The 22,984-nt window shown below is 36.3% G+C and carries 17 protein-coding genes; 14 read left to right on the forward strand and 3 right to left on the reverse strand.

The window, feature by feature from the left end:
* Window positions 1-248: 248 nt before the first annotated feature.
* Window positions 249-1,010 (reverse strand): hypothetical protein, encoded by a 762-nt coding sequence (locus tag D9842_RS22165; protein ID WP_121664341.1) that lies wholly within the window; start codon window positions 1,008-1,010, stop codon window positions 249-251.
* Window positions 982-1,554 carry an RNA polymerase sigma factor gene (locus D9842_RS22170; protein WP_121664342.1) on the reverse strand — a complete coding sequence of 191 codons (573 nt, stop codon included), beginning with the start codon at window positions 1,552-1,554 and terminating at the stop codon, window positions 982-984. Before D9842_RS22170 ends, D9842_RS22165 begins: the two co-directional genes overlap by 29 nt.
* A gap of 253 nt (window positions 1,555-1,807) precedes the next feature.
* On the opposite strand from D9842_RS22170, the gene D9842_RS22175 reads away from it, so the two are divergent.
* From D9842_RS22175 to D9842_RS22185, 3 genes are all read left to right on the forward strand, one after another.
* Window positions 1,808-2,299 (forward strand): YehS family protein, encoded by a 492-nt coding sequence (locus tag D9842_RS22175; RefSeq protein WP_121664343.1) that lies wholly within the window; start codon window positions 1,808-1,810, stop codon window positions 2,297-2,299.
* Window positions 2,300-2,309: 10 nt separating this feature from the next.
* A complete protein-coding gene (locus tag D9842_RS22180; RefSeq protein ID WP_121664344.1) occupies window positions 2,310-3,017 on the forward strand; it encodes a M48 family metallopeptidase in 708 nt (235 codons plus the stop codon).
* A gap of 381 nt (window positions 3,018-3,398) precedes the next feature.
* Window positions 3,399-4,919: a glycine betaine uptake BCCT transporter gene (locus D9842_RS22185; protein ID WP_121664345.1), complete on the forward strand. Its 1,521-nt coding sequence runs from the start codon at window positions 3,399-3,401 to the stop codon at window positions 4,917-4,919.
* Window positions 4,920-4,973: 54 nt separating this feature from the next.
* Here D9842_RS22185 and D9842_RS22190 read toward each other — a convergent pair whose 3' ends face one another.
* Complete coding sequence (locus tag D9842_RS22190) at window positions 4,974-6,467, reverse strand: peptide MFS transporter (RefSeq protein ID WP_121664346.1); 1,494 nt, start codon at window positions 6,465-6,467, stop codon at window positions 4,974-4,976.
* Window positions 6,468-6,810: 343 nt separating this feature from the next.
* Here D9842_RS22190 and D9842_RS22195 point away from each other — a divergent pair, with 343 nt between their 5' ends.
* The 11 genes from D9842_RS22195 to asnA all read left to right on the forward strand — a co-directional run bounded on the left by D9842_RS22195 (window position 6,811) and on the right by asnA (window position 22,936).
* A complete protein-coding gene (locus D9842_RS22195) occupies window positions 6,811-8,871 on the forward strand; it encodes a beta-galactosidase GanA (RefSeq protein ID WP_121664347.1) in 2,061 nt (686 codons plus the stop codon).
* A 1,247-nt stretch (window positions 8,872-10,118) separates the two neighbouring features.
* The gene (gene sstT / locus D9842_RS22200; protein ID WP_121664348.1) at window positions 10,119-11,357 is read left to right on the forward strand and encodes a serine/threonine transporter SstT; all 1,239 of its coding nucleotides are present in this window, start codon (window positions 10,119-10,121) and stop codon (window positions 11,355-11,357) included.
* Between the two features lie 189 nt (window positions 11,358-11,546).
* The gene (locus D9842_RS22205; RefSeq protein ID WP_121664349.1) at window positions 11,547-13,910 is read left to right on the forward strand and encodes a polyprenyl synthetase family protein; all 2,364 of its coding nucleotides are present in this window, start codon (window positions 11,547-11,549) and stop codon (window positions 13,908-13,910) included.
* A gap of 83 nt (window positions 13,911-13,993) precedes the next feature.
* Window positions 13,994-15,466, forward strand: a complete 1,473-nt coding sequence (locus D9842_RS22210; protein WP_121664350.1) for a protein adenylyltransferase SelO — start codon at window positions 13,994-13,996, stop codon at window positions 15,464-15,466.
* A 701-nt stretch (window positions 15,467-16,167) separates the two neighbouring features.
* On the forward strand, window positions 16,168-16,734 hold the full coding sequence (locus D9842_RS22215) for a TetR/AcrR family transcriptional regulator (RefSeq protein WP_121664351.1): 567 nt from the start codon (window positions 16,168-16,170) through the stop codon (window positions 16,732-16,734).
* Window positions 16,735-16,776: 42 nt separating this feature from the next.
* On the forward strand, window positions 16,777-18,225 hold the full coding sequence (locus D9842_RS22220) for a DHA2 family efflux MFS transporter permease subunit (protein WP_257536076.1): 1,449 nt from the start codon (window positions 16,777-16,779) through the stop codon (window positions 18,223-18,225).
* Between the two features lie 161 nt (window positions 18,226-18,386).
* On the forward strand, window positions 18,387-19,751 hold the full coding sequence (gene rlmD / locus D9842_RS22225) for a 23S rRNA (uracil(1939)-C(5))-methyltransferase RlmD (RefSeq protein ID WP_373995130.1): 1,365 nt from the start codon (window positions 18,387-18,389) through the stop codon (window positions 19,749-19,751).
* 221 nt (window positions 19,752-19,972) lie between these two features.
* Window positions 19,973-20,302 carry a PadR family transcriptional regulator gene (locus tag D9842_RS22230; protein WP_121664354.1) on the forward strand — a complete coding sequence of 110 codons (330 nt, stop codon included), beginning with the start codon at window positions 19,973-19,975 and terminating at the stop codon, window positions 20,300-20,302.
* Window positions 20,289-20,855: an HAAS signaling domain-containing protein gene (locus tag D9842_RS22235; protein WP_162987526.1), complete on the forward strand. Its 567-nt coding sequence runs from the start codon at window positions 20,289-20,291 to the stop codon at window positions 20,853-20,855. The genes D9842_RS22230 and D9842_RS22235 overlap by 14 nt, the downstream gene beginning before the upstream one ends.
* Entirely contained in the window at window positions 20,852-21,745 is an 894-nt protein-coding gene (locus tag D9842_RS22240; protein ID WP_121664356.1) for a DUF4097 family beta strand repeat-containing protein, read from the forward strand. Before D9842_RS22235 ends, D9842_RS22240 begins: the two co-directional genes overlap by 4 nt.
* 183 nt (window positions 21,746-21,928) lie before the next feature.
* A complete protein-coding gene (gene asnA / locus D9842_RS22245) occupies window positions 21,929-22,936 on the forward strand; it encodes an aspartate--ammonia ligase (RefSeq protein ID WP_121664357.1) in 1,008 nt (335 codons plus the stop codon).
* The last annotated feature ends 48 nt before the right edge of the window (window positions 22,937-22,984 follow it).

The following is a 22,984-nucleotide window of genomic DNA, read 5'->3' on the forward strand; positions in this document are numbered from 1 at the left end:
ATTATAATAACATATTCTAAAAAATGAAAGAAATAAATTTCTAGAATACAAATTTTTTTAGACAAGCCCTGTTTCAATGGGATTTTTTGAAGAGAATAGTAGAGATGCACCAATTCATAATATATGTTTCTATTTAAATAAAAGAAGTCTGACCTCACTGAAAAGAAAAATAAATAATTGAGAATATAGAGGGGGGATGGGAGAAATAACTATGGGGCTTCTAGTTACTAGAAGCCCCATTTCCTATATTAATTTTCTACATACTGTTTAGCGAACGAAATAAGGTCTTTTTCTCCTAGTGTTCCGTAGAAAACTAAGTGGATGACTTGTTTATTTGCTGTCATATATTCTACATGGAGTTTGCGGTATCCTTTGATGCTGCTTTCGCCGAGTGTAATAAAGCCAATTGCATGATCTGATAGTGAAACTTGTTTGTAACCAAAGTAATGACTTTCAATATCGTTTGATTCCCCTCTAGCCGCTGCTGTCTTGATGGAATCATAATATTGGGCTACATACACATTGTGACTTCTTTTCTCATAAACATCCCACATAATAAATGTAGCTGGATAATATCCTTCTGGTGGCTGATCCGTTGAAACCCCTATTGAGTTTTTAAGCGGTAGTAGCTCTTTGGCTGGCCGAAGAATTTGGTAATCTGCAACTGAGTAGGCTTCTGTTAAGTTGTATGTTTTTTTACCCTGTTCAAGTGATTGTTGTAATATTTCAGGTGGTGTCAGTACGTTTTCTCTAATTTGACCGATTTCGTAAGTCTGATATGTCATCCCTTCGTTCCATGAGAAAAAACCTGACATTTTTGCGCTTGTAATACCTCCTGCAAAGAAAAGGACAAGAACTGCCGAAGCAACTGATAACTGAATTTTATTCAACCTCCACCATCTCTTAGGTGCTACTTTGCTGAATATCCGTTCTTCTAGATGCTCTGGAGGAGTACTATGCAATTTAACGTGATTCATAGCATTAAGTAATTCTTTTTCGGTAGATTTCATATCCGTCACTTTCCTTTCTACTATTTTCACTTTCTATTAACACACGCAATTTTTTTAATCCTAAATGAATGCGAGATTTCACAGTACCTACAGGAATCTTGAGGATAATGGCTATTTCTTCTTGTGTTAAATCCTGATAATATTTTAAAACTAAAACCGATTTTAATTTGTGTGGTAACTTTTCTAGAAAATACAAAGAATCCAGCGAGTGTTCATCGTAGTTTTCCTCAACCTTTATTGAGTCTACATGATATTGTTCTTCTACTTCGTTTTTAAAAAGGCGCATCCATTTTTGCTTTCTTAAAATATTATTGGCAACATTTATAACAATTCGATACATCCAAGTGTCAAAGGCAAACTCTTCTTTATATAAATGATGTTTAGAAAAGATGCGTATAAAAGCTTCTTGAGTGATATCTTCTGCTAGACTGTGGTTATTTGTATAAATAAGTGCAATATCATATACTTTCTTTTTATAAAGATTATAGATTTTATGAAAAGCTAGTTGATCTCCTTCTCTAAAATTTTGATATAAATTTTCCATCTCACTCACCTCCTATAAGTAATACACCCTGATCAATCAAATTCGTTCACTAATTTTAAAATAAATGATGAGTTAAGCATGATATACGTTCCTATTGGTCTCACACTAGTTGAGGTAATTATATAACAAATCCTGCCAATTTCTTGATAAAGGATAAAAGTGAATGGAAGGATTTTTAATATAGCCTTCTAATATGGTATAAATAAGGGTAACAAAAATAACAGATATTATATTGAAAATAGGAGCATACATAATGGATAATAACGATATTTTGATTCGACTAAGATATGCATTGGAAATTAAAAATAAAGAAATGGCAGAGATATTTAAACTTGGTGGTGTAGAGTTATCAGTACCAGAAGTGATAAAAGTTTTGACAAAGTCTAGCGAAGAAGAAGAAAATGAGGATCAGATAAAATGTACTAACAGTATGTTAGATTCTTTTTTGAATGGTTTAATTATCTCTAAGAGAGGAAGACAGGAACCTAAACCAGGACAGAGCTCAGTAGATTTACCCTCAAATAAAATCGAAAACGTTAATAATCTGCTTTTAAAGAAAGTGAAAATCGCCATGTCATTAACGACAGAGGATATGCTTGATATATTCGAGCATGCGGGAATTATGGTAACAAAAGCAGAGCTTGGAGCGCTATTACGAAAAGAAGGACATAAGAATTATAAGGAATGTGGAGATAAATTCGCCAGAAACTTCTTGAAGGGGTTAGCCTTTAAATACAGAGAATAATGGTGATAGCATGAAACATACATACTTAGGTAAGACAATCTATTTTGAGATTTCATACAAAAATCGGGCTTCATTAGGAATTTCTATTGATGGTTCTGGAAATATTGAGGTACTGGCTCCGAAAAAAACACCTGACGAGAAGGTGTATCAGGCATTAGAAGATAAGTGGGATCTTATTCAAGAAAAGGTTCAGGAAATGAACGACCGGTTGAAGGGACCACAGAATAAGGTTTATGAGAATGGAGAAAGCTTTCTTTATTTAGGAGAAACGTATCCAATAGAGATCGTACAGGATAAAAATCTAGCGCAAGATTCTGTGGTTTTTGATAAAGAAAAGTTGATCATCTATGTAAAGCAACATGATGCTGAAAAAAATAAACAGGTATTAAAAAGATTTTACTATCAACAGTGTAAACAATTAGTGGAGCAAAGTGTTTCTTTCAATCAACGCTACTTTAAAACCAAGCCACGCTCTATCCGTATTACGGACAGTAAAACAACGTGGGGAACCTGTGATAGCAAACATCAATTAACCTTTAATTGGAGACTCGCTATGGCGCCGCGTGAAGTAATTAACTATGTAGTTGTTCACGAAATGTGTCACATGGTTCACCTAAATCACGATCGTTCCTTTTGGCGGCTTGTAGGAAAGATTGAACCTGATTTTAAAGAAAAGGAACGTTGGTTGGCTTCAACTAATTGGAAAATGACTGTTTAAAAAGGATAATGTAAAAGGCTAAATTCATACAGGATTTAAGCCTTTTTTTATTCCTATTTAGTGATATAGGGGTTTCAGTTTCAGAGAATTTTAACAACGAATAAATCGTAAGAACAGGAAGAGCACTACATTTTGTGTTAAACTATAAAGGTTGATCATTATTTGTCGATGAGTGTAGAAGTTTCTAAAATGTTTTGGGTAGCTATGAAAAGGGTATATAAACATTACTTTTCTACTATAGGGTGTTTAAATAAATGAAGGAATTTTCAACGTTCAGACTGACAAATAAGAAAAGAAAATATTCTAAGAGCATCATAGGTAGAATATGAGTTTAATAGGATTTTTCTTGGATTTTAAATTGAATAAAGAAAGGAACATTCGATGAAGAAAATATCAAACGTGTTTTGGATTACTGTGGCCATTGTCTTAGCAGCAGTAATATTTGGTGTTTCAGCACCAGAAAGTTTTGAACAGGCTACAGGCAATCTACAGGCATTTTTTACAACAGCCTTTGGATGGTATTATCTAATATTGGTAACGGTTATTGTGATTTTTTGTGTTTTTCTTATTTTTAGTCCTGTTGGAGCAATTAAATTGGGTAAACCAGATGAAAAGCCCGAGTTTTCAAAAGGATCATGGTTTGCCATGTTATTTAGTGCAGGTATGGGTATCGGTCTTGTATTCTGGGGAGCTGCAGAACCTCTTTCTCACTTTATAAATCCTCCTCTTGCAGATGGTGGAACAGCAGAAGCGCATAAAGAGGCAATGAGATACACTTTTTTTCATTGGGGTATCCATGCTTGGGCAATATACGCCATAGTGGCCCTAGCGCTAGCCTATTTTCAATTTCGCAAGGATGAGCCAGGTCTTATCTCAGCCACGTTAAAACCTGTATTAGGCAAAAGAATGGAAGGCTCTTTAGGAACAGTTGTTGATGTGCTTGCAGTTTTCGCTACAGTTATAGGGGTTGCAACAACTCTAGGATTTGGGGCAGCACAAATTAATGGCGGATTATCTCTTTTATTGGGAATACCTAATAATTTCACTGTTCAGTTTTTAATTATTCTTGCTGTTACAGTACTTTTTATGATTTCAGCATGGTCTGGGTTAGGAAAAGGAATAAAATATTTAAGTAACACAAACATGGTTTTAGCCATTGCATTATTTATATTAATGTTCATAGCAGGACCAACAATTCTGATATTAAATATTTTCACTGATACAATTGGTGGATATATACAAAATATTGTTTCTATGAGTTTTCGAATCGCTCCACTTAATGAAGAACATCGCTCTTGGATTAATGGTTGGACTATTTTCTATTGGGCTTGGTGGATTTCCTGGTCTCCTTTCGTTGGGATCTTTATTGCTCGTGTATCAAGGGGTAGAACGATTCGAGAATTTATAATTGGTGTTTTACTACTGCCAGCACTCGTAAGCTTTTTATGGTTTGCTGTATTCGGTAGCTCCGCGATTGAAATTCAAAATGCCGGAAATGTAGACTTAACAAGTTTTGCAACAGAGGAAGTCTTATTTGCGATATTTAATGAAATGCAATGGTCAACACTTCTCTCAATCGTAGCAATAACACTTATTTGCACATTCTTTATTACATCTGCGGATTCAGCTACATTTGTACTAGGGATGCAAACAACATATGGCTCGCTTACACCTCCTAATTCCGTGAAACTAACGTGGGGAGTTGCACAGTCTGCTGTAGCTTTGATTCTTTTGTATAGCGGAGGACTACAGGCTCTACAAAATTCATTAATTGCCGCAGCGTTCCCATTTTCAATTATTATTGTTTTAATGATGGTATCTCTGTACCGTTCATTATCAAAAGAAAAAAAGGAACTTGGACTATATTTCAAGCAAAAGCCAATTAAGAGTAAAAAACTTTAATAGATAGAAAGGGTGCAGTTCATGATGAACTGCACCCTTTCTATTTAGTGATTGTTATCGTACACCCTTCATAAAGACCTGGATCTTTGGTGAGAGGAGGAAAAGAATGATCGCAAGAAGGATTGCTACTCCACCTATCGTACCAAAGTAAAGATTCTCAGTTTCTGGAGTATAGAATCCAACAATTTGTGCATTAATAGCTTGAGCAGCTGCACTAGATAAGAACCATAAACTCATTGTCTGTGCTGAAAATGCATTAGGTGCTAACTTAGTCGTTGCTGATAATCCTACAGGTGATAAGCATAGCTCACCGAGGACAACGATGAAATAGCTTAGAACGAGCCATAAAGGACTAACTAATGCTTCTTCGCCAGATAGGTAACCTGGTACTAGAATGACAATAAAGGATAAGCCTGCAAACAGTAACCCAAGTGAAAACTTTTGAGGAACAGAAGGCTGGCGGTCTCCAAGCTTAACCCAAAGACCAGCAAACACTGGCGCCAAGATGATAATAAACAATGGGTTTAATGATTGAAACCATGCAGGAGAAATCGTGAATCCTAAAAACTCTAAATTAGTCCGTTTATCTGCATAATGAGCAAGGATAGTAGATCCTTGTTCCTGAATAGCCCAGAACATAACAGCAGCAATAAATAATGGAATATAAGCGATAATTCTAGATCGCTCAGTTTCCGTTGTTTTCGGGCTACGGTACATAATAATGAAATAAATCGTAGGAATTAGAATTCCTAAAATACCTATGAGTGCAATAAATGTCTCGATAGTAAGGATCCCCATTGAGATCGTCACACCAATTAAAATCGCTAATACAACTGCACTTAAGCCTATTGTAGAAAAGACTTTCTTCTTTTCAGAAGCCGATAACGGGTTTGGAACAACTGTCCCAGCAAGACCTAAGTTTTTCTTTTTTGTAAAAATAAAAACTAATAATCCGAAGAACATCCCAATAGCAGCAATACTAAAACCTAAGTGAAAGTTATGTTTTAATCCAACTTCTCCAACAATTAGTGGAGATAGAAAAGCTCCAAAGTTAATACCCATGTAAAAAATACTAAAACCTGCATCACGGCGATGATCACTTTCGCTGTAAATATCACCAACAACGCTTGATACATTTGGCTTTAGCAACCCTGTACCAATTACGATTAACACCATGGAAACAAAGAACATCGACACACTACCAGGTATTGCTAAGGCAATATGACCAAGCATAATAAATATGCCGCCATAAAAAATAGACTTAGATGTTCCAAATATCCTGTCAGCAAGCCAACCACCAATAATTCCTGACATATAAACAAGTGCTCCGTAAATAGACATAATCGCCAAAGCGGTGTTTTCGTCCAGTCCTAATCCGCCTTTAGAGACTTCATAGTACATATAGTAAACGAGAATAGCACGCATTCCATAATAGGAAAAACGTTCCCAAAACTCTGTGAAGAAAAGAGTAAACAAGCCTTTAGGGTGTCCAAAGAAACCCTTTTGGGGTACGCTTGCCACAATTTTCTGTTTATTTAAATCTGACATTACTAAAACCTCCTTATTCTATTAATATAGTATATTTTGTCGATTTGGTTTGTCAAAAGACAGAAAATTCTTAAATTGTGGATCCTTCGTTTGTGTATAAAGTTTTTTCGGAAAAATTAATTACTTAATCTAGTTAATATAAAGGATGTACCAGATCCAACCATAGGAATAAGAAAAATGAAGAAATTCATGGAGATGGTTTTCCAAAAGAATTACAATTGAGTTAGATAGGTGATTAATTGGAAAAAACTTATTATGCCTCTTTCAAAAGAATTTTGTATCGGCTCAATGGCATGGGGTAACGAAAGGTTAATTGTATTAAGTGTGAAAAGGAGATTGTTATATGTCAAAAGTTGAAAAAACATATACAACAAAAGCAAACTTCATGCTGCATGGAGGAGACTACAACCCTGATCAATGGTTAGATCGTCCTGATATATTAGAAGATGATGTAAGGCTAATGAAGCTTTCACACACAAACACCTTTTCAGTTGGAATTTTTGCTTGGAGTGCATTAGAGCCTGAGGAAGGTGTCTATCATTTTGAATGGCTTGATCAAATTTTTGAAAACATCCACAGCATTGAAGGGAAAGTGATTCTAGCAACACCAAGTGGGGCTCGTCCAGCTTGGATGTCACAAAAATATCCAGAGGTTTTACGTGTAAATGGGAGTAGGGTAAAACAGTTACATGGAGAAAGACATAATCACTGTTTTACTTCAAGAGTGTATCGTGAAAAAACACAAAAAATTAACCGCTTACTTGCAGAAAGATATGGTAAGCATCCTGCTTTATTAATGTGGCATATTTCAAATGAATATGGAGGAGAATGTCATTGTGATCTGTGCCAAGAAGCCTTTAGAGAATGGCTTAAAGTGAAATATGATCATAATCTTAAGTTGTTAAATGATGCATGGTGGGCACCGTTTTGGAGTCATACCTATAATGATTGGTCACAAGTTGAATCACCGTCACCAATTGGTGAAAGTGCTGTACATGGTTTAAATCTGGATTGGCGTCGTTTTGTTACGGACCAAACAGTTGATTTCTTTGAAAATGAAATCGTCCCGATAAAAGAATTAACACCTAATATCCCTATTACGACAAACTTTATGGCAGATACGTTTGACTTAATTCCATTCCAAGCGCTTGATTACAGCAAGTTTGCCAAACATCTTGATGTGATAAGCTGGGATGCTTACCCTGCTTGGCACAATGATTGGGAAAGTACAGCTGATTTAGCTTTGAAGGTTGGATTTATAAATGATCTATATCGAAGTCTCAAGCAGCAACCTTTCTTGTTAATGGAATCCACTCCAAGTGGTGTAAACTGGCATGAGGTAAATAAAGCAAAACGACCTGGAATGCATTTATTATCATCTATGCAAATGGTATCGCATGGCTCGGATAGTGTGATGTATTTTCAATGGAGAAAATCTCGAGGATCATCAGAAAAATTCCATGGTGCAGTAGTTGATCATGACAATAGTTCTGAAAACCGTGTATTTAAAGAGGTAGCAAAAGTTGGTGAAACATTAGAAAAGCTAAATGCTATAGTTGGGACCAATCGACCTGCAGATGTAGCGATTCTCTATGATTGGGAAAGTAATTGGGCAATTAATGATGCACAAGGTTTTGGAATGAAAACGAAACGCTATCCGCAAACGTTGCAGGAGCATTATCGTACATTCTGGGAGCAAGATATTCCGGTAGATGTTATTACGAAGGAACAAGATTTTTCTGCCTATAAATTATTAATCGTTCCAATGCTTTATTTAATGAGTGAAGATACTATTTCACGCTTAAAGCAGTATGTGGCCAATGGTGGAAGATTAGTTATGACCTATATTAGTGGTATCGTTAATGAGTATGATCTAACATACACGGGTGGATGGCACAAGGATTTACAAGAGATTTTTGGGATGAATCCTATTGAAACAGATACCTTATATCCAAAGGACCGAAACTACGTCATATTTCGCAATGAATCTTATGCACTGAAAGATTATGCAACTGTTTTAGAAGTAAGTAATGCTGTGGTTGAAGGTCAATATAAAGAAGATTTTTATGCAGAAACTCCAGCGATTACTAGCCATAAATTCGGGGATGGAAAATCTTATTACATAGGTGCTAGATTAGCAGATCAGTTCCATCGAGACTTTTATCAGGAAATAATAGATGAGTTACATCTTAAACCGGTTCGTAAAGTAGCACACGGTAGAGGTGTTTCGGTTCAAGTAAGACAAGCGCCTGATAGAGATTATCTCTTTGTAATGAATTTTACAGAAGAGAAGCAAGAGATCAGCTTTGATTTCGTTGCAGAAGATATGCTTAATAGTGAGATGATTACGGGTAATGTTACTCTAGAGAAATATGAAGTAAGAATACTAGAAGCAACTAGATAAACAGGAAACATCCATTCTTTAAAGAGTGGATGTTTCTTTTTGTAGGGAATAAAAAATACAATTTTTATAAAGTGTGTTATTTCAATTTCCATGTTTAGCATCTCGAAAATCTGCTTAAGAAAGTTAAAGGTTGGAACTTGTTATTAAAGATAATTCTTAGAAATCAATGGAGTCATCAAAATATATTCGCGAAGTTGCGGCTTCTTAAGAAGAACAGCTACTGTCTGTTCAAGATATTATGACTTCTATTGAAAAGACAGCCCAATTTGGAGAAGAATTAAGAGAGTTACTGAATCGATTTAAGATATGATGTTTTCATGAGAGGGATGAAGACCATCGTTAAGTGCAAAAGTGGTTGAGATGGTTTTCATAAGAGGAATGAAGACCATCGTTAAGTGCAAAAGTGGTGGAGATGGTTTTCATAAGAGGAATGAAGACCATCGTTAGGTGCAAAAGTGGTGGAGATGGTCTTCATAAGAGGAATGAAGACCATCATTAGGTGCAAAAGTGGTGGAGATGGTCTTCATAAAAGGAATGAAGACCATCGTTAAGTGCAAAAGTGGTGGAGATGGTCTTCATAAGAAGAATGAAGACCATCGTTAGGTGCAAAAGTGGTGGAGATGGTCTTCATAAGAGGAATGAAGACCATCGTTAGGTCCAAAAGTGGTGGAAACGGTCTTCATAAAAGGAATGAAGACCAACATTAAGTGCAAAAGTGGTGGAAATGGTCTTCATAAGAGGAATGAAGACCATCGTTAGGTGCAAAAGTGGTGGAGATGGTCTTCATAAGAGGAATGAAGACCATCAATAAGTGCAAAAGTGATGGAGATGGTCTTCATAAAAGGAATGAAGACCATCATTAGGTGCAAAAGCAATTGAGTTGATTTTCAATAATAGATGAAGATCACCAAAGGGTTAAAAAGCGGTGAAATTAATCTTTATAAAGGTACTTGCATTGTTGCAGGTACTTTTTTGGTTGTATGGATATTTTTCTCATATATTAATCGCTTACATAAACTAATCACAACAATATTTAAGCTTCACTTATAATAATTAGAATATTTTAATATTTAAGACTTTTTAAAATTAAACAAATAGTATTGTAATATATAAAAAAACTCACTATAATACTACTTATTGAAAAGACAGTTGTCTTTGTACAGTGGAATATATTTCTGGAAGTCCATTTTAAGAATATGAAGTTCATAGATTTTAAAGGATTTTCTATTTTATAGTGGGGGATTATTGTGAAGAATTTATTGAAAAACTGGAATCGGTTGAGTCTAGTTAAGCAAATCATTATAGGCTTACTTATTGGAATGATCTTAGCTGTTACAATTCCAGATGTAGCACAGCCTGTTGTTATTTTAGGTTCGTTATTTGTAGGTGCTTTAAAGGCGATCGCACCTGTTTTAGTTCTTTTCTTAGTTATGTCTGCGATTACTCAGCATAAGAGTGGTCAGCAAACAAATATGAAGTCGATCGTAGTGCTGTATCTTGTTGGAACGTTTTTAGCTGGATTAGTGGCTGTTATTGCAAGCTTCATCTTCCCTGTCGGCTTAACACTTGCAAAGGGGCCAGAGGGTTTCACAGCTCCAGGTGGTGTGTCAGAAGTTCTTAAAACGTTGCTTTTAAACATAGTCGATAATCCTGTGAATGCTATCGCTAACTCAAACTATATTGGGATCTTAACGTGGGCAATCCTAATTGGTTTAGCTTTAAGAAGCGCACCGGAAACAACAAAAACAATGATTTCTAATTTTTCAGAGGCAATATCAAAAATTGTAACCTGGGTGATCAAGTTTGCTCCGCTAGGTATCATGGGTCTAGTATTTGAATCAATCTCGACAAATGGAATTGACTCATTATTAAGCTATGGAAAATTACTTGCTGTTTTACTAGGTTGTATGGCTTTTGTTGCATTAGTTGTTAACCCAATTATTGTGTTTTTAGCTATAAGACAAAATCCTTATCCACTAGTTTTGAAATGTATAAAGGAAAGTGGAATTACAGCTTTCTTTACTCGTAGTTCTGCAGCAAATATCCCTGTTAATATGAAATTGTGTGAAAGCCTTGGCTTAAATAAGGATAGTTATTCAGTATCGATCCCATTAGGAGCAACAATTAATATGGCTGGGGCAGCAGTAACAATTTCTGTATTAACATTAGCGGCAGTTCATACCTTAGGGATTGAAGTAGATTTTGCTACAGCCCTAATTCTGAGTGTATTGTCAGCTGTATGTGCTTGTGGAGCGTCCGGAGTTGCTGGTGGATCTTTATTACTCATTCCTCTAGCATGTAGTTTATTCGGAATTCCGGCAGAAATTGCGATGCAAGTGGTTGGTGTAGGCTTTATCATTGGTGTTTTACAAGATTCTTTTGAAACTGCTCTTAACTCATCAACTGACGCTATTTTTACAGCAGCAGCTGAATTCAAGGAATGGCGTAAGGAAGGAAAGAAAATAGATATTTCAAAAGTAGCATAAAAATAGAAAGCACCTCATTGTAGCAAAAGAGCTAGCAGTGAGGTGCTTTTTTAATTGAAGTTTTTTACCTCTTTACAACGGTCATAAAGATCATACATTTAGCTTATATTTAAATATACTGATAGTATGATAGGTAGATAAAATAAATTATTTATTCGAAAATGAGTTTAAATTGAGGGATATATTTATATGAATGAGAAATTAATGTTTGATACTGATAAAGCTTATCAGACCGCGGAACGCAAGGCTTCACTCTATTATCAATCTCTTTATGAGCAAATGTCCCGCAAAACCTATATTCCTGCTTTAACAAAAGATTTTCAAACCTGGAAGCAAAACCATGTTTACCGGAAATCTCTATTCTCTGTTTTTACACGTAAAAATAACAAGCCAGAGGCACAGGACTATGACATATATATTCAATGGCTCAAATATACAGGCAAGCTAACTCCCTACTTAGAACGCAGCATTTCTTACCTTTATATGCGTGATCTAGGAAAAGATTTAAGCTCAACTAAAACACAGGAAAGAGTTAACCGAGTAGTTGAAAGTTTAACAAGTTATCTTACGAGAAAACCAGGTAAAACAGATACGTTCAATATGGCTGGTTTATACCGACTAGCTCAAAAGGAAAACATTGAAACGACCATGATCTGGCTCGTCAATAAGTTAAAATCAGTAACATCTAATATTCCTGAGGAAATTGACCCTGAGCAAGCACGGAGAAAATTAATAAAAATCATTGCAGGGGTTGTCATGCATGTTGTGGAGGAAATGGATGAGGGGGTTGAGCCTACTGAACGTGCTCTTAAACTCGACCAAGCCATTCGTTTAGGCTATTGTTACGGTTTAACCTATCCTTTTATTGATGATTTGCTCGATGTAAGTCTGTTATCAGCTGAGGAAAAGAAGAGATATTCCAACTTGATACGAAAAACACTTATTACTGGATCTGTACCAGATTTGGGACAATGGAGCGGAAATAATGCCGAGTTACTACAATATATTCATTCAGAACTACGAGAAGCCTTTGAATATATTAAAGGAAACCAGCAATCAGAAAATATGCAGTCGTTTTTGGAGCAAGCATATATATTTTTTCAATCACAGGAAGCGGACCGTGTAAAGGACCTTTCTAACCCAGATTACAAAAATGAAGATATTTATATTCCGGTTATTCTAAAATCTGCATCTTCACGATTAATTGTTCGTTCTGTACTTAGTGCTTCTGAAGACGAGGATTTTAATGATCGAACCTTTTATTATGGAATTTACAATCAGCTAGCGGATGATTTTGCAGACATGTTTGATGACTTAGAGGAAGGTGCTGTTACTCCTTATACGTATTATTTGAAATATCATGTTCAACGTCCCGACCTTATTAATCCGTTTGAATTATATTGGACGGTTATATCAAACTTAATCCACAATGTATACAAATCAGATCCCAAAACACGTGAAGTCATCCTTAATCGGGCAATAAACGGTTTAAAACGATATAAAAGGAAAATGGGTACGGAAAAATATAATGAAGTGATGAAGTTATTTTCACCTGATTCTTCAAGTTTTACACAGCTTATTCAGAAGATGGTGAAAAAAGCAGATGACGTAGATTTCTTTGATAAGCTACTACGCGACCATATGCTGAATAATATGAGAAATGAGCGGAAAGAACAGGAAGAATTTTTAGAAACGATTAAATTTGTTCGTAATCAACTAAATGATACATTGCGTATTTCTGAGGTTGATGAGGGACTGAATAGTTCAATTGTTGAGGCTGCAAACTATAGTCTTAATGGTGATGGAAAGCGATTGAGGCCAATTGTGACTTGGGTAATGGCAATAAAAGTATACGGTTTAGAGCAATCTGCGATCATGCCATTACTTAAATCATTAGAATACATGCATACAGCGTCTTTAATCTTTGACGATCTTCCATCACAAGATAATGCATCGACTCGAAGGGGGCGTCAAACACTGCATCAGGCTTATAATACTGCCATTGCTGAACTAACCGGTCTCTTTTTAACCCAGAAAGCAATGTGGGAACAAGCATCACTTAGGAAATTTGATTCAAATACTGTCCTAAAATTAATACAATATTCCTCATATTTGACAGCCGAGATGTGCAAGGGACAGGCAATGGATTTGGAATCGAAAGGCAAGCCGTTATCTCTAGATCAATTAAATCTAATGTGCTTTTATAAAACTGGAATGGCATTCGAAGCATCTATTATTATGCCAGCGATCCTAGCACATGCTGATGAGACAGAAATAGAGACATTAAAGAAATATGCCTATCATGCGGGTATTGCTTTTCAGATTAAGGATGATTTACTCGACTTTGAGGGAGACCCCCTACTGCTTGGAAAAACAGTTGGAAAAGATCGAGAAAATCAGAGTTCAACATTTGTGTCAATCTTGGGCCAAGAAGAAGCGAGGAAAAAGATGTGGGAACATTACTGTCAAGCAATCGAATCTCTACAGAAAATACCACGAGAAATTCCCTTTCTAAAGCATTTTTTGAATTATCTTATCAACAGAGATCATTAGGGATAATAACGTATGCAGAAGCAGACAATATTGATATGTGTGAACGTCGAAAAGAAAAATATATAAGGTGAAAAGGAGATCACATGACAAAGGAACAAGACTTAAATTCAGGTTGGAAAATTGACAATAGCTATGCTCGCCTGCCCAAAAAGTTTTTTAGTGAACAACAACCAACTCCTGTTAGGAACCCTGAGTTAATCATATTGAATAAAAAATTAGCCTCATCACTAGGATTAGACGCCGAAGCGTTACAAGCTCATAAGCAAGTAGAGGTTTTTGCTGGTAACCGAATTCCAGAAGGGTCTACACCACTTGCACAAGCATATGCAGGGCATCAATTTGGTCATTTAAACATGTTGGGTGATGGTCGTGCAGTTCTGCTCGGTGAACAAATAACCCCTCAAGATGAGCGGGTTGATATCCAACTAAAAGGTTCAGGGAGAACACCTTATTCACGCGGTGGAGATGGCCGGGCTGCACTTGGACCAATGCTTCGCGAATACATTATTAGTGAAGCTATGTATGCCTTAGGTATACCGACTACGAGAAGCTTAGCGGTCACAACAACTGGTGAGAAGATTCTCCGAGAAACAGAGCTTCCTGGTGCCATTTTAACTCGTGTGGCTGCAAGTCATATTCGCGTTGGAACATTCCAATTTGCTGCCCAATTGGGAACAGATGAGGAGCTTAAAGCTCTGGCTGATTATACAATAGAGCGTCATTATCCGGAGATTGAAAGAAATGATAACAGGTATCTATCACTTCTTCAACAAATGATCATCAAGCAAGCTTCATTAATTGCAAAGTGGCAGCACGTTGGGTTTATCCACGGAGTCATGAACACTGATAATATGACAGTTAGTGGAGAAACGATTGATTATGGTCCTTGCGCCTTTATGGATACATATGACCCTGAAACTGTTTTTAGCTCAATTGATGTTCAGGGCCGTTATGCCTATGGTAACCAACCATTTATAGGTGGATGGAATTTAGCACGATTTGCCGAATCTCTTATACCGCTTCTTCATGAAGATCAAGATAAAGCGGTTGAAATAGCTCAGGAAGAAATATCTAAATATATGGGCGTTTATGAAGCAAATTGGCTTAGTGGAATGAGAGCAAAGTTAGGTCTCTTTACTGAAGAAAAAGACGATAAACCATTAATAGATGACCTTCTTACCTTAATGCAGAAGCATAAGGCAGACTATACAAATACCTTTGTTGCCTTAACATTCGATAAATCAGATGACATGGAAATTTTCCGTTCCACTGAATTTGAACAATGGAAAGAGCGTTGGCATGAAAGATTAAGCAAGCAAAAAGAATCTAAAGAAGAATCACAAAAGCTAATGAGGAATCATAATCCTGCAGTAATTCCTCGTAACCATCGTGTGGAAGAAGCATTAGAGGCAGCTGAAAAACATGGTGATTACACCGTAATGGAGCACTTATTGGAAGCTTTAACCAAACCTTTTGCACATACTGCTGATCAAGAAAAATACTGTAGTCTGCCTCCTAAATCAGGTCAGCCTTACCGGACTTATTGTGGAACTTGATAGGTGAGAATAGAGGAGCAAACAAGGCGTTGTCTTCATTGGTTTATGAACGACAAAAGTGAAGTAGCAGGAAGAAGAAATATCGTTGATTGGACTTTTGAACGACAAAAGTGAAATAGCAGGAAGAAGAAATGTCGTTGATTGGGCTTATGAACGACAAAAGTGAAGTAACAGGAAGAAGAAGTGTCGTTGATTGGGCTTATGAACGACAAAAGTGAAGTAGCAGGAAGAAGAAATGTCGTTGTTTGGGCATATGAACGACAAAAGTGAAATAGCAGGAAGAAGAAATGTCGTTGATTAGGCTTATGAACGACAAAAGTGAAGTAGCAGGAAGAAGAAATGTCGTTGATTAGGCTTATGAACGACAAAAGTGAAGTAGCAGGAAGAAGAAATGTCGTTGATTGGACTTATGAATGACAAAAGTGAAATGTTAGGAAGAAGAAGTGTCGTTCATCGCGCCAATGAACGACAAAAGTGAAATAGTAGAGCGAAGAAATGTCCTTCATATGAAGGACATTTTCAATGTAGTAGTATCGGAACGGCTATGTTTTCAGAATACAAGTTAGCTTTCTGAAAACAACAATAACTTCCTATTAAATAATCTTTCAACTAAATAAACAAAAAGATTTGACATTACCAATACTACTCTAATAATATTATCTAGACCGGTTGTTATAATTTTGTGAGGTGCAAACGTAAAAATGGCAAAAAAGGAGAGTACAAAGGAAGTTATCCTTAAAACAGCAACATGCTTATTTCAGCGCCAAGGCTATCATGGAACTGGATTGAATCAAATCATTGAGGAAAGCGGAGCACCAAAAGGCTCCATCTATTATCACTTTCCAAATGGTAAAGAGGAAATTGCCTTGGAGGCTATTCATCAAATGAAACGGGATATATTGGAACGTGCACAGGAAGATTTGAGTGAGGGAGTAACAGCTGTAGAAGCATTTCAATTTTATATAAATAAAATTGCATCTATTTTTGATCATCCAAAAATGATTGAGGGATTATCAATAGGTCTTATTGCTTCAGAAATAGCTTCAACACACGAAAATTTACGATTAGCTTGTGAAGCTGTTTTTAAGGATTGGCAAGCTTTGTATGTTAATAAGCTTAAAGCACATGGCATGGAAACAGAGAAAGCAGAAGAATTAGGCTTAACAATAACTGCGTTGATTGAAGGAGCCTGTACACTATCTGCTACTCACAAAAATGGGGACCCTCTACGTGTAATTGCAAAACAGTTGCCGTTATTGTTGTCATAAAGAGAGAAGAAAGAAACCTAGTAGGAGGAAACAAATATGGAAATGAATGCACAAGCAAATGGTAAGGGAGTAACTGATACGAGTGAGTTGAGAGTTGTTCCGATTATCATTTCTTTTGTTGTTGCTGGTTTTATTGGTTTGTTTAGTGAAACAGCCTTAAACATGGCATTGAATAATTTGATTACAGGCTTTGGTATTAAAGAAACCACTGCTCAATGGTTAACGACAGGATATTTGCTAACACTTGGGATATTAGTTCCGGTATCAGGACTTATTTTACAATGGTTTACGACGAGGCAGTTGTTTATAACATCTCTTATTGCTTCTATAATTGGTACGTTCATTGCGGCAATTGCCCCAACCTTTAGTGTTCTTATGATTGCCCGAGTTGTTCAAGCGGTAGGAACAGCATTACTCCTCCCTCTAATGTTTAATACAATTCTATTAATTATCCCTCCACATAAACGTGGTAAAGTTATGGGGATTATTGGGCTAGTGATTATGTTTGCTCCTGCAGTAGGACCTACTATTTCAGGATTAATACTTAAGACATTATCATGGCATTGGATTTTTTGGATTTCATTACCATTACTCATTGCAGCACTTATTTATGGTATTATTTTTATGCAGGATGTAACGAAGCCAACAAAGCCTAAAATTGATATTTTATCAATTATCTTATCTACTATTGGATTTGGTGGTATTGTATTTGGTTTTAGTAATGCAGGAGAAGGTGGCGGTTGGGGAAGTCCAACTGTTATTGTTTCAATGGTTGCTGGAGGGGTTGCCTTAGTCTTATTCACTATTCGACAATTAACCATGCAACAACCTATCTTAAATTTACGAGCGTTTAAATATCCGATGTTTACAGTTGGCTTACTAATGGTTGTTGTATGTATGATGGCCATTCTTTCTTCTATGATTCTATTGCCACTTTATTTACAAACATCGTTGGCTCTAAGTACATTTGCAGCTGGTCTTCTATTACTACCTGGTGGAATCATAAATGGTATTTTATCACCTGTAATGGGAGGACTATTTGATCGTTTTGGGCCCAAATGGCTGACTATAATAGGAATAACGATCGTAACAGGCTCAATGTTTGGTTTTTCAACCATATCAATGGAGACATCTTCAGCCTTTATTATAGGACTTCATATTGTCATGATGGTTGGAATTTCTATGGTTATGATGCCTGCGCAAACGAATGGATTAAATCAATTACCACCTGAGCTATATCCAGATGGAACAGCTATAATGAACACACTACAGCAAGTAGCCGGAGCAATTGGAACAGCTGTTTCAATTTCAATCCTATCAGCTGGTACAAGTAACTTTATGGAAACAGTAGAAGACAAACAAAATCCATTAAACCAAGTGCTTGCCTTCACTGAAGGTATCCAAGACGCATTTGTATTTGCGATTATCCTATCAGTTGTTGGTTTGGTTATTTCGTTGTTTATTAAGCGAGTGAATGTAGAGCAGGTATAGTGGTGCCTGTCACCACCCGAATTTTCTTGTTTCACATGTGAAACAGTATATCAAACTGCTACTCAGAATTTGGGTAGCAGTTTTCGAGTTGAATAGGGTTAAGAGAAAACTAGAGTAATAAATAAAGGGAGGAAATTTTGACCTTGACTAAAGCAGAAACAATGATTGCTGAAATACATCATTTAGATGACAGGGGTTCAGGACAAGCCGTTATTTGGCGGGAAAACGAACTTGGTAATCCGAAGAAGTTAAAACTAACCATTCCACAAACACTTCCAGGGGAGAAGGTACGTGTAACAGTTGATCAACCAGAAAGAAGAAGAAGAAAGGTTCTACCTGAGGAGATCCTAGAAGCTCATTCTGATAGAATGGCACCACCATGTCCTCATTTTGATAAATGTGGTGGATGTGTGTGGCAGCATTGGCAATACACAGCCCAATTAAAACAAAAAACTGAGCATGTAAAACATGCAATCGAGGAACAAGGATTTAATCCTGAGCTAGTTAAAGAAACAATTGGCATGGATCAGCCTTGGCACTATCGCAATAAAATGGAGTTTACATTTGCTCCTGATGGATCTCTTGGGTTGCATGAGCAAGGGAATTTCCGTAAAGTAATCTCGCTTGAATCTTGCTTAATTGCAAGTAAAGAAATGGTCGAGGCTGCTATGGAGGTAGCAGTTTGGGTAAAAGATCATCAACTTACTGGATACAATAAAGATACCCACGAAGGATTGCTTCGTCATTTAATGGTTCGACAATCTTTTGCAACGGGAGAAATGATGCTGGGGCTTTTTGCAACAGAAGGACCAAATGATACACTTCATAAGGCTGTGGAAGATTTGGTTTCTAGAATTGAGTCAAAGCATCCACAGGTAAAAAGCTTGTTATGGCTTGAAAATACACAATGGGCAGATCGTACACAGTCTGAAAAAAGTCATACTTTAGCAGGACGAGATTTCATTTATGATGAAATGGATGGCTACCGTTTCCGTCTGTGGTTTGATACATTCTTTCAAACAAATCCAACTCAAGCTCAAAAGCTAGTTGATTTAGCCATCGAAATGGGCCAACCAAAAAAATCAGAAAGCATGATTGATCTTTTCTGTGGTGTTGGGACATTCTCTCTCCCATTTGCAAATAGAGTTGGAAAGCTTGCGGGTATTGAAATTGTAGAAAGTTCTATTGAATCAGCTAAAAGAAATGCAAGTGACAATGGAATATCTAATACGTATTTCTTAGCTAAGGATGCCAGAAAAGGAATTGATCAAGTACTAGAAACGTTTGGCAGCCCTGAGCTTCTCCTTTTAGATCCTCCTCGATCAGGTGCTGGTGGAAAAGTAATGAGAAGAATTGGGCGTTCCAAACCAGAACGAATTGTGTATGTATCTTGTAACCCTGATACATTTGCAACTGATATAAAAGAACTTGAACAATTTGACTATGAGTTGAAAATAGTACAACCTGTTGACCTATTTCCTCATACAGTTCATGTTGAATGTGTAGCATTATTAGAGCTAAAATAAACTATTTTTTATTCGAGGTGGATAACCATTGTGGTTGTCTGCCTTTTTTGTGGTGCCTGTCACTACCCGAAATTTGTAGAATCATGTCGCCAACCTAAAAAATATTATCCAGTACCTTGCAATGTTTACTAGGGTGGTATATTATGTTAATTGTGGTTATTAATTAATGTTTACTACCTTATAATGTTCAGTACTGGGTTATCCTGTTTAGGAGGAATATAATGAATGTCCAATTTAAAAAGGGAGCATTGGAGCTATGTGTATTAATTCTAATTTGTAGAAAGGATCAATACGGTTATGAATTGGCTCAAAATATATCGAGTAAAATTCAAGTGGCAGAAGGAACACTATACCCACTATTAAGAAGATTAACAAAAGAAGAATATGTGACAACTTATCTAGCTGAATCATCAGAGGGACCTCCAAGAAAATACTATTCACTAACTGATAAAGGTAAGGGGTATATGAATATTCTTATTGAAGAATGGACTCAATTTTCAAATGCTGTGAATGAATTTATTTTGGAGGGTACCGAAAGTGAAGAAAAATAACTTTATGGGAAAATTAGAGGAGCTTTTATCAAGTGTTCCAGAGGTAGACAGAAAAGAGATGCTTTATGATTATGAAGAGCATTTTACTGTTGGCTTGGAAGATGGGAGAACAGAAGCTGAAATCGTCAATGAATTAGGTGACCCACATTCTATTGCAAGGGATTTGCTTTCAGAATACAAGTTAACAAGGGTGGATCATCAAAAGCAAGGAAGTAACACAGTTAATATCATGTTAGCGGCTATTATGATGGGTTTTTTAAACCTAGTTTTTGTTCTAGGTCCTGCATTAGGGATTTTTGGCGTTTACATTGGATTAGTTGCGGCATCATTTATACTTATTATCTCACCTTTAGCAATAATTGGTTCAGTTATCTTTAACGGCCTTGAAGATCTCGCAATTGTTTTCTTTCTATCTTTGATTACATGTGGATTAGGTATTTTACTAGGAATCGGGATGTTAAAAACGGGGAAATTCCTATCCAAAACATTTCTTAAGTATATGAACTTTAATAAAAAAGTAATTTACGGGGGGAAAGGGGTAAAAGCGGCATGAAAAAAGCGGTTTTGTTTGCATTTTTCTTAATTGTTGTTGGTATTGCAGGTTCTGTTGTTACAGCAGCTACAACGGACGTGTTTTCACTTGAAATGAAAGATATCCTACAAGAGGAAGAGGTAAATGGGGATGAAATTCAGCATATAGAGGTTGGTACATCTTCAACTAATATAAAAATGGTTCCTTCAAAGGGAGATTCTATAAAAGTAAAATTAACTGGGAAAGTTAGTGAGAAACTGAAAGATAAATATAAGCTGGTTGTTACTGAAGAAGGTGATACAGTAAATATTGATGTAGAAAATCAAGATTTATACTTCTATGTTGGGTTTTCCTTTATCGAACTGAATTTAGAGATTGAAGTACCGGAGAAGGAGTATCAGTCCTTGGTTGTTGAAAGCTCTTCGGGAGATATAGACATCTCTCAGCTTAAAGTAGAAGAGTTTAGAACAGAAGCTAGTTCTGGAGATATTACGATTGATCAAATATCAGTTAGCACAAATAATAAGATGGAAGCTAGTAGTGGAACAATACATGTGAAGAATTCATCAGCGAGTGTTTTTGATTTAGGAGCTAGTAGTGGAGACATTATTCTCCAGAACGTTGATGGTCATGTTGAAGCGGAAACATCTTCAGGTAGTATTGAGCTGAATAACAAACAGGTTACGGGGAATATAAATGCACTGGCATCAAGTGGTGATGTGATTGTCCAGTTTGATGAATCTCCTAAGTCGCTTGCTGTTGACTTTAGAGGAAGCTCAGGAGAAGGCGTCATTGAGCTGGAAGGTTTCAGCTATGAAGACAAATCAGAGAATATCATCAATGGAAAGATTGGTAGTGGAGAGTATGAGCTTAAGGTAAGAACATCATCAGGTGATTTTCAATTAAAATAAGATTTCTCACAAAAAGGGTGCTACTATGTGGCATCCTTTTCTGGTCTTTTATCTCTTAAAATAGGCTATTATTTAGTTCACAATCCTACTGGACTTTCATACTTTAAATTAGTTATTACCCTAGGGATTAAAAAAATAAGCAAAGAACAGCGCTGTTGCTTTTAAGCTTTGGAGGCCTATAAAATGAGTAAAACGTATGCTTCATCGAGTTATTGTCCGTTACTTAGTTTATTAGAAACAGAAGAGGCAATAAGTAAGCTTAAGGATTTTTTTATTATGAACCTTTCTCAATCGTTAAATATCATGAAAGTTTCTGCTCCTATCGTGGTTAAAGCGGGGAATGGAATAAATGATAATTTAAATGGAATTGAACGTGTTGTTTCCTTTGATGCCTTAGACTCTGACTGCAGCATTGAGGTTGTGCAATCATTAGCTAAGTGGAAGAGGATGGCTGTCGATCGCTATGATTTTCAGCTAGGTGAAGGTTTATATACGGATATGAATGCAATTAGAAGAGATGAAGCTTTAGATCATACTCATTCTCTATACGTTGATCAGTGGGACTGGGAAAAAGTGATTTCTGAAGAACAAAGGAATGAACAAAAGTTAAGGGAAGAAGTTCAAAAAATTTATCAGTCTATTAAGCAAACAGAACATTATATATCCAGCTTATATCCACAACTTACTCCAACTTTACCTAACAATATTGTGTTCATTACAGCTCAAGAGCTTGAACATCTATATCCTCAAATCTCTCCGAAAGAAAGGGAGGATGAGGTTGCTAGAAAATATGGAGCTGTATTTATTATGGGTATCGGGGGAGAGATGCTGTCAGGAGAAAAGCATGATGGAAGATCACCAGATTATGATGATTGGACCTTAAATGGAGACATTATTCTTTGGAATCCTGTATTAGAAAGAGCGTTTGAAGTATCTTCAATGGGGATTAGGGTTGACCGGGATGCTCTTATAAATCAATTAAAAGCATCTAACTATGAAGATCGCAAATCACTAGACTATCATAAAGCCATCCTGAATGGAAAACTTCCTTCTACAATTGGAGGAGGAATTGGGCAATCAAGATTATGTATGTTCTTATTAAAAAAAGTTCATATTGGTGAGGTGCAAGCTTCCGTTTGGAGTGAGAAAATAATAAAAGAGTGTGAGGATCATAATATTCCATTACTATGAATTTAATGAGCGTACCTTAGCAGGTGCGTTTTTTATTATTAACTTTTT

Source organism: Metabacillus litoralis, assembly GCF_003667825.1.
GTDB lineage: Bacteria > Bacillota > Bacilli > Bacillales > Bacillaceae > Metabacillus > Metabacillus litoralis_B.